At 59.7% G+C, this 14,514-nt stretch carries 13 protein-coding genes; 4 read left to right on the top strand and 9 right to left on the bottom strand.

Features of this window, described 5'->3' with window-relative positions; genetic code table 11:
* Positions 1 to 8 precede the first annotated feature (8 nt).
* Entirely contained in the window at positions 9 to 2,321 is a 2,313-nt protein-coding gene (locus tag BK662_RS04335; protein WP_123357018.1) for a CHASE2 domain-containing protein, read from the top strand.
* Between the two features lie 181 nt (positions 2,322 to 2,502).
* Here BK662_RS04335 and BK662_RS04330 read toward each other — a convergent pair whose 3' ends face one another.
* The 4 genes from BK662_RS04330 to glyQ form a co-directional block, all read right to left on the bottom strand.
* Positions 2,503 to 3,282 (bottom strand): lysophospholipid acyltransferase family protein, encoded by a 780-nt coding sequence (locus tag BK662_RS04330; RefSeq protein ID WP_123357016.1) that lies wholly within the window; start codon positions 3,280 to 3,282, stop codon positions 2,503 to 2,505.
* Positions 3,283 to 3,364: 82 nt separating this feature from the next.
* Positions 3,365 to 3,904: a D-glycero-beta-D-manno-heptose 1,7-bisphosphate 7-phosphatase gene (gene gmhB / locus BK662_RS04325; protein ID WP_185047079.1), complete on the bottom strand. Its 540-nt coding sequence runs from the start codon at positions 3,902 to 3,904 to the stop codon at positions 3,365 to 3,367.
* 4 nt (positions 3,905 to 3,908) lie between these two features.
* The gene (gene glyS, locus BK662_RS04320; RefSeq protein ID WP_123357012.1) at positions 3,909 to 5,963 is read right to left on the bottom strand and encodes a glycine--tRNA ligase subunit beta; all 2,055 of its coding nucleotides are present in this window, start codon (positions 5,961 to 5,963) and stop codon (positions 3,909 to 3,911) included.
* The gene (glyQ, locus tag BK662_RS04315) at positions 5,960 to 6,913 is read right to left on the bottom strand and encodes a glycine--tRNA ligase subunit alpha (RefSeq protein ID WP_003213601.1); all 954 of its coding nucleotides are present in this window, start codon (positions 6,911 to 6,913) and stop codon (positions 5,960 to 5,962) included. Before glyQ ends, glyS begins: the two co-directional genes overlap by 4 nt.
* Positions 6,914 to 6,994: 81 nt before the next feature.
* Here glyQ and tag point away from each other — a divergent pair, with 81 nt between their 5' ends.
* Positions 6,995 to 7,552 carry a DNA-3-methyladenine glycosylase I gene (gene tag / locus BK662_RS04310; protein ID WP_123357010.1) on the top strand — a complete coding sequence of 186 codons (558 nt, stop codon included), beginning with the start codon at positions 6,995 to 6,997 and terminating at the stop codon, positions 7,550 to 7,552.
* Positions 7,553 to 7,592: 40 nt separating this feature from the next.
* Positions 7,593 to 8,480: a lysophospholipid acyltransferase gene (locus tag BK662_RS04305; RefSeq protein WP_123357008.1), complete on the top strand. Its 888-nt coding sequence runs from the start codon at positions 7,593 to 7,595 to the stop codon at positions 8,478 to 8,480.
* Between the two features lie 115 nt (positions 8,481 to 8,595).
* On the opposite strand, the gene BK662_RS04300 is transcribed toward BK662_RS04305, so the two are convergent.
* From BK662_RS04300 to def, 5 genes are all read right to left on the bottom strand, one after another.
* Positions 8,596 to 8,910: a tetratricopeptide repeat protein gene (locus tag BK662_RS04300; RefSeq protein WP_008007911.1), complete on the bottom strand. Its 315-nt coding sequence runs from the start codon at positions 8,908 to 8,910 to the stop codon at positions 8,596 to 8,598.
* 169 nt (positions 8,911 to 9,079) lie between these two features.
* A complete protein-coding gene (gene trkA / locus BK662_RS04295; protein ID WP_030127845.1) occupies positions 9,080 to 10,453 on the bottom strand; it encodes a Trk system potassium transporter TrkA in 1,374 nt (457 codons plus the stop codon).
* Between the two features lie 22 nt (positions 10,454 to 10,475).
* A complete protein-coding gene (gene rsmB, locus BK662_RS04290) occupies positions 10,476 to 11,786 on the bottom strand; it encodes a 16S rRNA (cytosine(967)-C(5))-methyltransferase RsmB (protein ID WP_123357006.1) in 1,311 nt (436 codons plus the stop codon).
* Positions 11,783 to 12,742: a methionyl-tRNA formyltransferase gene (gene fmt / locus BK662_RS04285; RefSeq protein WP_123357004.1), complete on the bottom strand. Its 960-nt coding sequence runs from the start codon at positions 12,740 to 12,742 to the stop codon at positions 11,783 to 11,785. The genes rsmB and fmt overlap by 4 nt, the downstream gene beginning before the upstream one ends.
* A gap of 70 nt (positions 12,743 to 12,812) precedes the next feature.
* A complete protein-coding gene (def, locus tag BK662_RS04280) occupies positions 12,813 to 13,319 on the bottom strand; it encodes a peptide deformylase (RefSeq protein ID WP_008007919.1) in 507 nt (168 codons plus the stop codon).
* 169 nt (positions 13,320 to 13,488) lie between these two features.
* On the opposite strand from def, the gene BK662_RS04275 reads away from it, so the two are divergent.
* Positions 13,489 to 14,514, top strand: coding sequence for a LysM peptidoglycan-binding domain-containing protein (locus BK662_RS04275; protein ID WP_123357002.1), 1,026 nt, complete (start codon positions 13,489 to 13,491; stop codon positions 14,512 to 14,514).

Here is a 14,514-nt window from a genome sequence, read left to right as displayed (position 1 = left end):
CACGACCGATGAAGAGACGACCAAGGAAGGATGACCGCGAGCCGACCCAGGCTCAGCGGTTGTTTCAGCGGATGGTCCGCGAGTGGCTGTGGGTTTGTCTGATCCTGTTGCCGCTGACGGCAATGTTGTCCATGACTCAGGGGCTGGTCCTGAGTAATCTGCTGTATGACAACCTGCGCCGGCTGAGTCCGCTACCGGTGGACCCGCGAATACTCATCGTCACGATTGATGACTATAGCTTGCAGCAGCTTGGCCAATGGCCGTGGTCGCGGGCCATGCATGCGCAACTGCTGGATCGGCTCAGTGCCGCGAATGTTAAAGGCGTTCTGTTCGACGTTATCTTCAGCGAGCCCGATAGCCATCCCGGCAACGATCAGCTTTTGGCCCAGGCGGCCTGTCGGGCCGGGAATGTTTTCGTGCCGCTGCTGCGCGAAGGCGTCGCACGTTATGGGCAGCCCTTGGGGGAAATTGAACCGGTGGTCCCGCTGAGCCATTGCGCCAAAGGTATCGGGCACATCAATGCCGAAGCGGATGCCGACGGAATTGTACGCAGCGTGTATTTAAGCGAAGGACCGGCGCAAAAACCCCGTCCGCAACTGGCCTGGCTGCTGTACGAAGAAACCCTTACCGATAAGGGAAATGCACCGATGCCTGGTACCCCGGCCCTGCCATCGGCGCAAGGCTGGCAGCGAGCCCATGAAATACGGATTCCTTTCATCCGTTCCGACGCGGGCTTTCCCAGCGTGCCCTACGTCAGTGTATTGCGCGGCGAAGTCCCGCCCGAGTTGCTGCGCGATCGCTTGATCCTGATCGGCTCGACCGCTCCAGGCCTGGGGGACCGTTATGTGACCCCACAATCGGCCAGTATCGGCACCACACCGGGCATCGAGATTCAGGCGAATATCCTCAATGGGCTGCTGCAACACCGCAACATCGTGGTTCTCGATCAGCGCTTGGCGGCGTTGCTATCGGTGGTGATTGTCGGTGAGTTGCTGGGCCTGCTGTTGGTACGTCCGCATCGTGCGCTATGGCTGACTCTGGGGGCAATGGCGGCCGCTCTGCTGGGTTCGAGTTTGCTGCTGCGGCTTGGCTGGTGGTGGTCACCGGCTGCGAGCCTGCTGGGTATGACGCTGGGCTATCTGATCTGGAATTGGCGAAGGTTGAACGCAGTGCTCGCCTATTTCGGCTGGGAACTGGCGCGCCTGGACAGCGAGCCAAAAGTCTTTCCCGAACGTCGTCGTATCCAGGCTCCGGCCAGTGATGTGCTGCAAGGGCAAATCGTCGCGCTGGAGCAGGCCATGAGCCGGACTCGCGACACTCGACGTTTCATTGCCGATGGACTTGAATACCTGCCGGTGGCGACGCTGATCAGCAATCCGAACGGGCGCATTCTGCTGGCCAACCGCAAGGCTCGAGAGGTATTTGGTCGTGGCCTGGTGGGCGAGGACATGCTTGAGCAGCTGAGCGACCTGGGTTACCCGGTGCCGTCCGATGGAACGCCATCTGCGTTGTCGACCCTTGAGCCGCTGGAGTTTCGTGACACCCAGGCACGCAGCTTGCGTCTGGACCTGGCACCGCTGTTGCCGGCCGAGGGAGACTCTGTGATTGGCTGGCTACTGAGCCTCACTGACTTGAGCGTTGAGCGGGACGCCGAAGAACAGCGAACCGTGTTGCTGCGCTTTTTATCTCATGACCTCAGAGCTCCCCATTCGGCGATACTCGCCTTGCTCGACGTCCAGCGGCATCAGGGGGCGGGCGACACTCAAGTGTTCAGCCAGATCGAATTACAAGTGCGCAAGGCGCTGCACCTGACCGAGGCTTTTGTGCAGTTGGCAAAAGCCGAGTCTGAGGCCTATCAGTTTCAGCCGAGCATGTTCGCGATGTTGTTACTCGATACCTTCGACCAGGCCTCGAGCATCGCTCATCTGAAGAACATTCAGTTGCTGCATGACCTCGACGAAGACGCTGAAGTGTTGGTCCTGGCCGATCAATCGCTACTGACACGGGCACTGTTCAACCTGCTGGAAAACGCCATCAAGTACAGTCCGGCGGGCACGCGGATCTCAGTGCGGGTGAGTTGTGCCGAGGGCTGGCTGCTGTGCGAAATCGCCGATCAGGGCCGAGGGATTGCTGTCGATGAACTTCCCGAGTTGTTCAGTCAGTATCGGCGTTTTACCTCGGCTCATGGTAGCGACGGCCTGGGGCTGGGTTTGTCCATGGTCAAGGCCGTGGTGGACCGTCATGGCGGGAGGATTTCCTGTCATAGCATGGTGGGGCAAGGCACGACGTTCAGTGTCCAGTTACCGCTATTGAGCGAGTGAGCCAGACGCTTTCAACGGACATAAAAAAACCGGCTATATCAGCCGGTTTTTTACGTCCGAAATAAACTTATGCACCTTTTTCGACGTTTTATTTGCTTAAGAAATATGTAAGTAAATCATAAGCTTAAATACTAAAAACGACGTTTTTCAACAAAACGGTACACAGGTTATCCACAGAATCTCAGACAGTCACTTGATCGGTGGCGTTGGGTGCCGCCGGGGCTGCTGGTAGCGAGCCCATCTCGCGCTGCATCTGTTCGTTCCAGGCCTGCACCCGATCATTCAGGTCGGCGATGGCTCGCGGCCCACTCCCTTCGGCGTACATTGGCGCGCCAATGATGACGGTGATCACGCCTTGCTGCTTCGCCCAACCGGTTTTTGGCCAGAACTTGCCGGCATTGTGCGCAATCGGCAGTACCGGTAATGACGCATTGACGGCCAATGCGGTGCCACCACGGGAGAACTTGCCGATGGTGCCGTAGGGAACGCGAGTCCCTTCAGGGAAGATCAGCACCCAGACATTGTCCTTGAGCAGTTCATCGCCCTTCTTCGCCACATGCTTGAGCGCGGCTTTTGGGTTGCCACGGTCGATGGCGATCGGTCGCAGCATGGCCATGGCCCAGCCGAAGAACGGAACGTAGAGCAGTTCGCGCTTGAGCACTTGGCTTAGAGGCTCGAAGTACGCCGAGAGAAAGAATGTTTCCCAAGTGCTCTGGTGGTTCGACTGAATCACGCAGGGCTGGTCAGGCACGTTCTCGGCACCCTTCACTTCGTAACGAATACCCAGAAAGACTTTGCTCAGCCATAAGGCGCAGCGGCACCAGTACACGTTGATAAAGCGATAGCGCGCCTTGAATGGCAGAAACGGCGCGATAAAAAAGCTCAGGGTGCACCAGAGCAAAGAGCTGGTGCCCAGCAGCAGGTAAAAGAGGAAAGTTCTGATGGCCTGCAGTATCGACATGGCGACATTTACCGTTGCGGGCATTGCCCGCCTATTCAAGCGCACTCCCGATCAGTCCTTGGCCAGGATGGTCAGAAGAGTCTTAGTTGTGAATAAGTTCCGCGGCAATCGCCGCCAGATCGTCAAAAATCAAGGTGCCCGCCGGTAGGATTTTGCCCTGAGTCTTTTCGCCTTTCCCGGTCTTTACCAAAACTGGCTGAGAGTCGACGGCTTTAGCGGCTTCCAGGTCACCGAGAGTATCGCCGACGAACCATAGATTCGTCAGCGAAACGTTGTAATGGGCGGCGATGGTTTTCAACATCCCGGGTTTTGGCTTGCGGCAATCGCAGCCATCGTCCGGCCCGTGCGGGCAATAGACGATCAGCCCGACTTCGCCGCCCTGCTCCGCCACCAGCTCGCGCAAGCGAGCGTGCATGGCTTCCAGAGTGGCGATGTCGTAATAACCGCGAGCGATGCCTGACTGATTGGTAGCGACCGCTACCGTCCAGCCAGCCTTGCTCAACTGCGCGATCGCTTCGATCGAACCGGGGAGCGGAATCCACTCCTCCACCGACTTGATGTACGCATCGGAGTCGTAATTGATCACTCCGTCCCGATCGAGAATCAGCAGTTTCAACAGCAGCCCCTTAGCCCAGCAGCGAAATGTCAGCGATGCCGAGGAACAAACCACGCAGACGCGCCAGCAGCGCGTAGCGGTTGGCTCGCACCTTGGCATCTTCGGCGTTGACCATCACCGCTTCGAAGAACGCATCCACCGGCTCGCGCAATGCCGCCAGACGCGCCAGCGATTCGCTGTACTGACGAGCAGCGGCCATTGGCTGAACAGCCTGGTCAGCCTGCTGGATCGCCGAGTACAGAGAGAACTCGTTGGCGTTGTCGAAGTACTTGGCTTCAACGACCGAAGGAACGGTGCCTTCGACCTTGCTCAGCAAGTTCGAAACACGCTTGTTCACGGCGGCCAGGGCAGCGGCTTCCGGCAATTTGCGGAAGGCTTCTACCGCTTGTACGCGCTGGTCGAAGTCCAGGGCCGAACCCGGTTTCAGGGCACGCACCGACAGATAGGTCGCGACATCCACGCCCTCGTCTTCGTAACGGGCACGCAGGCGGTCGAAGATGAATTCCAGTACCGAGTCATTCAAGCCGGCAGCCTTGATCTTGGTACCGAACGCATTCACGGCAAACGCCACGGCGTCATTCAGGTCGAGTTCGAGTTTCTTGTCGATCAGGATCCGCAACACACCCAGCGCGGCGCGGCGCAGGGCATAGGGGTCTTTACTGCCGGTAGGCAGCATGCCGATACCGAAAATACCCACCAGCGTATCGAGCTTGTCGGCGATGGCCACGGCCGCACCGGTCAGCGTGGTCGGCAATTCAGCGCCGGCACCGCGCGGCATGTACTGCTCATTCAGCGCCAAGGCGACGTCTTGCGGCTCGCCGTCGTTGAGGGCGTAGTAGTAACCGGCGACACCTTGCATCTCCGGGAACTCACCGACCATCTCGGTCGCCAGGTCGCATTTGGACAGCAGGCCGGCACGTGCCGCCCAAGAAGCGTTGCCGCCGATGCGAGCGGCAATGTACGCCGCCAGTTTCGACACGCGTTCGGCCTTGTCGTAGACGCTGCCAAGTTTTTCCTGGAACACCACGTTCTGCAGACGCAGGTTGAACTCTTCGAGTTTCTGCTTCTTGTCTTGCTTGAAGAAGAACTCGGCGTCGGTCAGGCGTGGGCGAACCACTTTCTCATTACCGGCGATGATCTGCTGCGGGTCTTTGCTTTCGATGTTGGCCACGGTAATGAAACGAGGCAGCAACTTGCCATCGGCATCCAGCAGGCAGAAATACTTCTGATTGTCCTGCATGGTGGTGATCAGCGCTTCTTGCGGCACGTCGAGGAAACGCTCTTCGAACGAGCACACCAGCGGCACCGGCCATTCAACCAGCGCGGTCACTTCGTCGAGCAGGCTCGGCGGCACGATGGCCGTACCTTCCTGCAATGTGGCCAATTCTTCGGTGCGCTTGCTGATCAGCTCGCGACGCTCGTTGGCATCGGCCAGTACATAGGCAGCACGCAGATCGCTCAGGTAGTTGGCCGGCGAGGTGATGCGCACGCTTTCAGGATGGTGGAAGCGATGACCACGGGAATCGCGGCCGGACTTTTGCGCGAGGATGGTGCAGTCGATGACATGGTCACCGAGCAGCATCACCAGCCATTGAGTCGGGCGAACGAATTCTTCCTTGCGCGCACCCCAGCGCATGCGCTTGGGGATAGGCAGGTCGTTCAGGGAATCTTCGACGATGGTTGGCATCAGGCTCGCGGTCGGCTTGCCGGCGATGCTTTGGCTGTAGCGCAGTTTCGGACCGCTCTGATCGATTTCGCTCAGATCGACGCCGCACTTCTTGGCGAAGCCCAGGGCTGCTTGAGTCGGGTTGCCTTCGGCATCGAACGCGGCCTGACGCGGCGGGCCGTCGAGGTTGATGCTGCGGTCCGGCTGCTGGGTCGCCAGCGCGGTAATCAGCACGGCCAGACGACGTGGCGCTGCGTAGACGGTTTTGGTTTCGTAATTCAGGCCGGCGGCTTGCAGGCCTTTGTCGATACCGGCCATAAATGCTTCGGCCAGGGTGTTCAGGGCTTTGGGTGGCAGTTCTTCGGTGCCCAATTCAACCAGGAAATCTTGAGCACTCATTGTGCAGCCTCCAGCTTGGCCAGTACTTCATCACGCAGGTCCGGGGTCGCCATCGGGAAGCCCAGCTTGGCGCGAGCCAGCAGGTAGGCTTGCGCAACGGAACGCGCCAGGGTGCGTACACGCAGAATGTATTGCTGACGCGCAGTCACCGAGATCGCCCGGCGCGCATCCAGCAGGTTGAAGGTGTGGGAAGCCTTCAACACCATTTCGTAGCTCGGCAACGGCAATGGCTGATCGAGTTCGATCAGGCGCTTGGCTTCGCTTTCATAGAAGTCGAACAACTCGAACAGCTTCTCGACGTTGGCGTGTTCGAAGTTGTAGGTCGACTGCTCCACTTCGTTCTGGTGGAACACGTCGCCGTAGGTCACCTTGCCGAACGGACCGTCAGCCCAGACCAGGTCATAGACCGAGTCCACGCCTTGCAGGTACATGGCCAGACGCTCCAGACCGTAAGTGATCTCGCCGGTCACCGGGTAGCACTCGATGCCGCCCGCTTGCTGGAAGTAAGTGAACTGCGTCACTTCCATGCCGTTGAGCCAGACCTCCCAGCCCAGACCCCAGGCGCCCAGCGTTGGCGACTCCCAGTTGTCTTCGACGAAACGGATGTCATGCACCAGAGGGTCGAGGCCCACGTGCTTGAGGGAGCCCAGGTACAGTTCCTGGAAGTTGTCCGGGTTCGGCTTCAGGACTACCTGGAACTGGTAGTAGTGCTGCAGACGGTTCGGGTTTTCGCCGTAGCGGCCGTCAGTCGGGCGACGACTGGGCTGCACATAAGCGGCGTTCCAGGTTTCCGGGCCAATGGCGCGCAGGAACGTGGCAGTGTGGAAAGTGCCGGCGCCTACTTCCATATCGTAGGGCTGAAGTACCACACAACCTTGCTCGGCCCAGTATTGCTGGAGGGCGAGGATCAAGTCTTGGAAGGTACGCACGGCTGGCGTAGGCTGGCTCACGAAATTCACCTGTTTCTTGGGCTGCGATTTAAAGAGCGGGAGTATACCCGATTCGGTCCTGCGCACGCCCCCTGGAGCCTTATGCCACGCTGCTTTTGGTGTACCGAAGATCCGCTATACATGGCTTATCACGATCAGGAGTGGGGCACGCCGCTACGCGATGCGCAGGGTTTGTTCGAGTTGCTTTTGCTCGAAGGGTTCCAGGCCGGGCTTTCCTGGATCACCGTGTTGCGCAAACGAGAGCGTTATCGCGAGGTGCTGTTCGGCTTCGACGTACAGCGCGTGGCACAGATGAGCGATGCGGAAATCGATGAGTTGATGCTCGATCCGGGGATCATCCGCAATCGCCTCAAACTCAATGCAGCCCGGCGCAATGCCCAGGCGTGGCTGGCGCTGGAGGACCCGGTGGCGTTTCTCTGGTCGTTCGTCGGCGGAACGCCTGTGATCAATCATTTCAAGGATCGCAGTGAAGTGCCGGCCGTGACACCGGCCGCCGTCGAGATGAGCAAAGGCCTGAAAAAAGCCGGTTTCACGTTCGTCGGCCCGACCATTTGTTACGCGTTGATGCAGGCTTCGGGCATGGTCATGGACCACACTCGGGATTGCGATCGCTACGCCCCCTTGGCGAACGGCGGTTAGAATAGCCGCCTCGCGCACAGCACAAGATCAGGAGTGACCTGTGGATAAGTTGAAAGGCGCCTTTCTGGTAGGCGCTCTGCGGTTGTTTGCCCTGCTTCCTTGGCGGGCAGTGCAGGCGGTGGGCTCGGCCATTGGCTGGGTGATGTGGAAAACCCCCAACCGTTCCCGCGACGTGGTGCGGATCAACCTCGCCAAGTGCTTCCCGCAAATGGACCCGGCCGAACGCGAGCGTCTGGTGGGCCAGAGCTTGAAAGACATTGGCAAGTCCCTGACCGAGAGCGCTTGCGCGTGGATCTGGCCGGCTCAGCGTTCCATTGATTTGGTGCGTGAAGTCGAAGGTCTCGATGTGCTCAAAGACGCCCTCGCCTCCGGCAAAGGCGTGGTTGGCATCACCAGTCACTTGGGCAACTGGGAAGTGTTGAACCACTTCTATTGCAACCAGTGCAAACCGATCATTTTCTACCGTCCACCCAAGCTCAAGGCGGTGGATGAGTTGCTGCGCAAGCAGCGGGTGCAATTGGGTAACCGGGTGGCCGCTTCCACCAAGGAAGGCATCCTCAGCGTGATCAAGGAAGTGCGCAAAGGTGGTGCAGTGGGCATTCCGGCAGACCCGGAACCGGCCGAATCCGCCGGGATCTTCGTGCCGTTCTTCGCCACCCAGGCCCTGACCAGTAAATTCGTCCCGAACATGCTGGCCGGCGGTAAAGCGGTCGGCGTGTTCCTGCATGCCCTGCGGCTACCGGACGGTTCGGGTTACAAAGTGATCCTCGAAGCCGCCCCCGAGGCCATGTACAGCACCGATACCGAAACCTCCTGCGCGGCGATGAGCCAGGTGGTCGAGCGCTATGTGCGGGCTTATCCGAGCCAATACATGTGGAGCATGAAGCGCTTCAAGAAGCGTCCGCCGGGCGAAGAACGCTGGTACTGATGCTGCTGTGGATAACCCTCGGTAAAAACAAAAGATCGCAGGCTTCGCCAGCTCCTACAAAGTCTCGGCGTTTATCTCGTAGGAGCTGCCGAAGGCTGCGATCTTTTGATCTTGATCAGTGCGCCTGACGCTCAAGCTTTTTCAGAAACACCGTCATCTCCTTCTCGGCCTGCTTGTCGCCATGGTTACGGGCAGCTTCCAGGCCCTGTTCCCAGGCCTGACGCGCCGCCGCGTAATCCGCCAGCGCCAGATGGGCCTTGCCCAATAGCTTCCAGGCCGCCGAATACTTCGGATCGAACTCGACGCAGCGCTGGAAATGCTCTGCGGCTTTGGCATTTTCACCAAGATCCAGATAACCCTTGCCCAGGCCGAAGCGCAGCAGCGAGTTATCCACACCCTTGGCGAGCATTTTTTCCAGGGATTCGATCATCGGTGGATTCCTTTATAAGGTGTGTCAGGGAGATGCCAGGGCCAGACCGGCCGCTATCGCGAGCAGGCTCGCTCCCACAGTTGATCTTCAGTGAACACAAATACTGTGTACGGCCGAGACCCGTGGGAGCGAGCCTGCTCGCGATGAGGCCGGATTGGCCAACGTCGGTCTAGAAAAAGCTCAACCCCACATGGAACAGCTTTTCCACATCCCGAATATGCTTCTTATCCACAAGGAACAGAATCACATGGTCACCGGCTTCGATCACGGTGTCGTCGTGGGCGATGATCACTTCTTCGTCGCGGATGATCGCGCCGATGGTGGTCCCCGGTGGCAGACCGATGTTTTCGATGGCTTTGCCAATCACCTTGCTCGACTTCGCATCGCCGTGGGCGATGGCCTCAATGGCTTCCGCCGCACCTCGACGCAATGAATGCACGCTGACGATATCGCCGCGTCGCACGTGGGCCAGCAAGGTGCCGATGGTCGCCAGTTGCGGGCTGATGGCGATGTCGATGTCGCCGCCCTGGATCAGGTCGACGTAGGCCGGGTTGTTGATGATCGTCATCACCTTCTTCGCGCCCAGGCGCTTGGCGAGCAGCGACGACATGATGTTGGCTTCGTCGTCGTTGGTCAGCGCCAGGAAGATGTCGGCGTCGGCGATGTTCTCTTCCATCAGCAAGTCGCGATCGGAGGCACTGCCCTGCAACACCACGGTGCTGTCGAGGGTGTCCGAGAGATGGCGGCAGCGGGCCGGGTTCATCTCGATGATCTTCACCTGATAGCGGCTTTCGATGGCCTCGGCCAAACGCTCGCCAATCTGCCCGCCGCCAGCGATGACGATGCGTTTGTAGCTCTCATCGAGGCGGCGCATTTCGCTCATCACCGCGCGAATATTCGCTTTGGCGGCGATGAAAAACACTTCGTCGTCGGCCTCGATCACCGTATCGCCCTGGGGCAGGATCGGCCGGTCACGCCGGAAAATCGCTGCAACGCGGGTTTCGACATTCGGCATGTGTTCGCGCAGCTGTCGCAGTTGCTGACCCACCAGCGGACCGCCGTAATAGGCTTTCACTGCCACCAGTTGCGCTTTGCCTTCGGCGAAGTCGATTACCTGCAACGCACCCGGATGCTGGATCAGGCGCTTGATGTAGTTGGTAACGACTTGCTCCGGACTGATCAGCACATCGACCGGAATCGCTTCGTTATCGAAGAGTTCGGCGCGGGTCAGGTACGCGGCTTCGCGGACCCGGGCGATCTTGGTTGGCGTGTGGAACAAGGTGTGAGCGACCTGACAGGCCACCATGTTGGTTTCGTCACTATTGGTCACTGCAACCAGCATGTCGGCGTCGTCGGCACCGGCCTGACGCAGTACGGTCGGTAGCGAACCGCGACCCTGCACGGTGCGGATGTCCAGCCGATCGCCGAGGTCGCGCAGGCGTTCGCCATCGGTGTCGACCACGGTGATGTCGTTGGCTTCGCTGGCCAAGTGTTCTGCCAGCGAACCGCCGACCTGCCCTGCGCCGAGGATGATGATTTTCATCCAGTCACTCCCTTAAAACCGGTTAACCGCGCGCGGCGGCAATCTTGATCAGCTTGGCGTAATAGAACCCGTCATGACCGCCTTCCTGGGCCAGTAATTGGCGACCATGGGGCTGCTTGATGCCGGCCTGACTGGCGATATCGAGTTCACGGGCACCCGGCGTGCGAGCGAGGAACGCTTCGATGACTTCGGTGTTCTCGGTCGGCAGCGTGGAGCAAGTGGCGTAAAGCAGAATGCCGCCCACTTCCAACGTTATCCACATGGCATCGAGCAGCTCGCCCTGAAGCACCGCCAGCGCGGCGATGTCATCGGGTTGGCGGGTCAGTTTGATGTCCGGATGACGACGAATCACTCCGGTAGCCGAGCACGGCGCATCAAGCAGGATGCGCTGGAACGGTTTGCCGTCCCACCAGGTCACGGTGTCGCGGCCGTCGGCGGCGATCAGTTCGGCACTCAGGCCCAGGCGTGCAAGGTTTTCCCGCACTCGCACCAGACGCTTGGCTTCCAGATCCACAGCCACCACGCCGGCCAGTTTGGGCTCGGCCTCAAGGATGTGGCAGGTTTTGCCGCCCGGTGCGCAGCAGGCGTCCAGCACCCGTTGGCCAGGCGCGAGGTCCAGCAGATCAGCGGCCAGTTGCGCGGCTTCGTCCTGCACGCTGATCCAGCCTTCGGCGAAACCCGGGAGGCTGCGCACGTCGGCCGCTGCGTCGAGGATGATGCCGTCCCGGCTGTAAACACACGGCGTGGCGGCGATACCCGCTTCAGTCAGCAACCCGAGATAAGCATTGCGGGTGTGATGGCGGCGGTTGACCCGCAGAATCATCGGCGGATGCGCGTTGTTCGCCGCGCAAATGGCTTCCCACTGCTCAGGCCAGAAGGCTTTGAGGGATTTTTGCAGCCAGCGCGGGTGAGCGGTGCGCACCACCGGGTCGTGTTCCAGCTCCGCCAGCAGCGTTTCGCTTTCCCGTTGGGCGCGGCGCAGCACGGCGTTGAGCAAGGCTTTGGCCCACGGCTTTTTCAGTTTGTCGGCGCAACCGACGGTTTCGCCGATGGCCGCGTGGGCCGGAACCCGGGTGTAGAGCAGCTGGTAGAGGCCGACCAGCAACAACGCCTCGACATCGGCATCAGCTGCTTTGAACGGCTTTTGCAGCAACTTGGCCGCCAGCGCCGACAAACGCGGCTGCCAGCGAGCCGTGCCGAACGCCAGGTCCTGGGTGAAGCCGCGATCACGGTCTTCGACCTTGTCCATTTGTGTCGGCAGAGAACTGTTGAGTGAGGCTTTTCCGTTAAGAACAGCGGCCAGTGCCTTGGCGGCGGCCAGACGTGGGTTCATTGAGCGTCCGCCGCTTGACCGAGAACGGTGCCGACGGCGAATTTCTCACGACGGCTGTTGAATAAGTCGCTGAAGTTCAGCGCCTTGCCGCCGGGCAATTGCAGACGGGTCAGGCACAGCGCCTGTTCACCGCAGGCGACAACCAAACCGTCCTTGTTGGCGCTGAGGATTTCACCCGGCGTGCCCTTCCCTTCGGCCAGGCTCGCAGCCAGCACTTTCAGCGCTTCGCCATTCAGCGTGCTGTGGGTAATCGGCCATGGGTTGAAGGCGCGAACCAGACGCTCCAGCTCAACCGCCGGGCGGCTCCAGTCGATGCGCGCTTCGTCTTTGTTCAATTTGTGTGCGTAGGTGGCGAGGCTGTCGTCCTGCACTTCGCCTTCCAGAGTGCCTGCAGCCAGGCCGGCAATCGCCTGAACCACGGCCGGTGGGCCCATTTCAGCGAGGCGATCATGGAGGCTGCCGCCGGTGTCTTCGGCGCTGATCGGTGTAGTGACCTTGAGCAGCATCGGCCCGGTGTCGAGGCCCAGTTCCATGCGCATGACGGTCACGCCACTTTCGCTGTCGCCCGCTTCAACAGCGCGCTGGATCGGCGCCGCACCGCGCCAGCGTGGCAGCAAGGATGCGTGACTGTTGATGCAGCCCAGACGCGGAATATCCAGCACCACTTGCGGCAGGATCAGCCCGTAAGCGACCACCACCAGCAAATCCGGTTGCAGTGCGGCCAGTTCAGCCTGAGCGTCTTCGTTGCGCAGGGTTGGTGGCTGCAACACCGGGATATTGTTTTCCAACGCCAACTGCTTGACCGGGCTCGGCATCAGCTTCTGCCCACGGCCCGCCGGACGGTCCGGTTGGGTGTAGACCGCAACGATCTCGTAAGGACTGTCGAGCAGGGCCTTGAGGTGTTCGGCGGCGAATTCCGGGGTACCGGCAAAGACAATGCGCAGTGGCTCAGTCATGAAAACTCTCAATTACAAAGCGTCTTGAAAAGAAAAAGGCTTGCCGCAGCAAGCCTTTGAAAGAAGGGCATCAAGCGTTCTGGCGATGGAGCTTTTCCAGTTTCTTCTTGATCCGGTCGCGTTTGAGCGTAGACAGGTAATCAACGAACAATTTGCCGTTGAGGTGGTCGCATTCATGCTGGATGCAAACCGCGAGCAGGCCTTCGGCAATCAGTTCGTACGGTTGGCCGTCGCGGTCCAGGGCCTTGATCTTGACCTTTTGCGGGCGGTCGACGTTTTCGTAGAAACCCGGCACCGAGAGGCAGCCTTCCTGATACTGGTCCACCTCGTCGGTCAGGACTTCGAACTCGGGGTTGATGAACACCCGCGGTTCGCTGCGGTCTTCGGAGAGGTCCATCACGACGATACGTTTATGCACGTTGACCTGGGTCGCGGCAAGGCCGATGCCTGGCGCTTCATACATTGTTTCAAACATGTCATCGACCAACTGACGCACTTCGTCGTCCACTACAGCCACTGGTTTGGCGATAGTACGCAGGCGCGAGTCGGGGAATTCGAGGATGTCTAAAATGGCCATAAGCTCAATTGCTGCACGTGTGAGGTAAAGTCGGGTCGATGGCCTGGCGAGTCCGAGGATGCAGGCTACCGTTGTGAACGTAGCTTCCGGCTTTTCAATAATGAGCCGGAAGCGAGCCACGAGGGCTCTGGCGTTTCACGCGAACGTACATAATAAAGGGATTCACCGCATGAGGAAATCACTACTCGCCTTGCTCCTTCTGGCCTCGGCCGGTTTTGCGCACGGGCAAGTGCAACTCAGGGAAGGTTTTCCACAGCAATACACCGTGGTGGCAGGGGACACACTCTGGGACATTTCCGCCAAATACCTGCGTGAACCGTGGGAGTGGCCGCAGCTTTGGCAGGCCAATCCACAGATCGAAAACCCCAATCTCATCTATCCGGGCGATACGCTGTCGCTGGTTTACGTCAACGGTCAGCCACGCCTGACCCTCAATCGCGGTGCTTCCCGGGGCACCATCAAGCTTTCGCCACGAATTCGCAGCTCGCCGGTGGCCGATGCCATTCCGAGCATTCCGCTGAAATCGATCAACAGCTTTCTGCTGAGCAATCGTATCGTCGACAAGGCAGAGGATTTCGACAAGGCGCCCTACATCGTCGCCGGCGATGCCGAACGGGTGCTCAGCGGTACGGGTGATCGAATATTCGCGCGTGGCCATTTCGACCCGGCACAACCGGTGTACGGCATCTTCCGTCAGGGCAAGGTCTACACCGATCCGCAGAGCAAGGAGTTTCTGGGGATAAACGCCGACGACATCGGTGGCGGCGAGATCATTGCCACTGAAGGCGACGTCGCCACCCTGGCCCTGCAACGCACCACTCAGGAAGTACGACTCGGCGACCGGCTGTTCGGTGGTGAAGAGCGCTCGATCAATTCGACCTTCATGCCCAGTGCGCCAACAACCGAAATCGACGGCTTGATTATCGATGTCCCGCGTGGGGTCACCCAGATAGGCGCACTGGATGTCGTCACGTTGAACAAGGGGCAGCGCGATGGCCTGGCCGAAGGCAATGTGCTGGCAGTGATGAAAACCGGTGAAACCGTGCGTGACCGGATCACCGGCCAGCCATTGAAAATTCCCGACGAGCGGGCCGGTTTGCTGATGGTCTTTCGCACTTACGACAAGCTCAGCTACGGGCTTGTCCTTAACGCATCGCGCTCCCTGGCGGTGATGGACAAGGTGCGAAATCCTTAA

Origin of the sequence: Pseudomonas frederiksbergensis, assembly GCF_003732275.1 — a bacterium.
Taxonomy (GTDB): domain Bacteria; phylum Pseudomonadota; class Gammaproteobacteria; order Pseudomonadales; family Pseudomonadaceae; genus Aquipseudomonas; species Aquipseudomonas frederiksbergensis_H.
Note: the sequence above shows the minus strand (reverse complement) of the source record. Positions and strands in the feature narration are given on the sequence as shown.

Excerpts from the sequence above, each read along its gene's own strand:
- BK662_RS04275 (WP_123357002.1), top strand. The coding sequence starts at position 13,489 with ATGAGGAAATCACTACTCGCCTTGCTCCTTCTGGCCTCGGCCGGTTTT.
- rsmB (WP_123357006.1), bottom strand. The coding sequence starts at position 11,786 with ATGAACCCACGTCTGGCCGCCGCCAAGGCACTGGCCGCTGTTCTTAAC.
- tag (WP_123357010.1), top strand. The coding sequence starts at position 6,995 with ATGCCACGCTGCTTTTGGTGTACCGAAGATCCGCTATACATGGCTTAT.
- glyS (WP_123357012.1), bottom strand. The coding sequence starts at position 5,963 with ATGAGTGCTCAAGATTTCCTGGTTGAATTGGGCACCGAAGAACTGCCA.
- trkA (WP_030127845.1), bottom strand. The coding sequence starts at position 10,453 with ATGAAAATCATCATCCTCGGCGCAGGGCAGGTCGGCGGTTCGCTGGCA.
- BK662_RS04335 (WP_123357018.1), top strand. The coding sequence starts at position 9 with ATGAAGAGACGACCAAGGAAGGATGACCGCGAGCCGACCCAGGCTCAG.
- BK662_RS04330 (WP_123357016.1), bottom strand. The coding sequence starts at position 3,282 with ATGTCGATACTGCAGGCCATCAGAACTTTCCTCTTTTACCTGCTGCTG.
- fmt (WP_123357004.1), bottom strand. The coding sequence starts at position 12,742 with ATGACTGAGCCACTGCGCATTGTCTTTGCCGGTACCCCGGAATTCGCC.
- BK662_RS04300 (WP_008007911.1), bottom strand. The coding sequence starts at position 8,910 with ATGATCGAATCCCTGGAAAAAATGCTCGCCAAGGGTGTGGATAACTCG.
- def (WP_008007919.1), bottom strand. The coding sequence starts at position 13,319 with ATGGCCATTTTAGACATCCTCGAATTCCCCGACTCGCGCCTGCGTACT.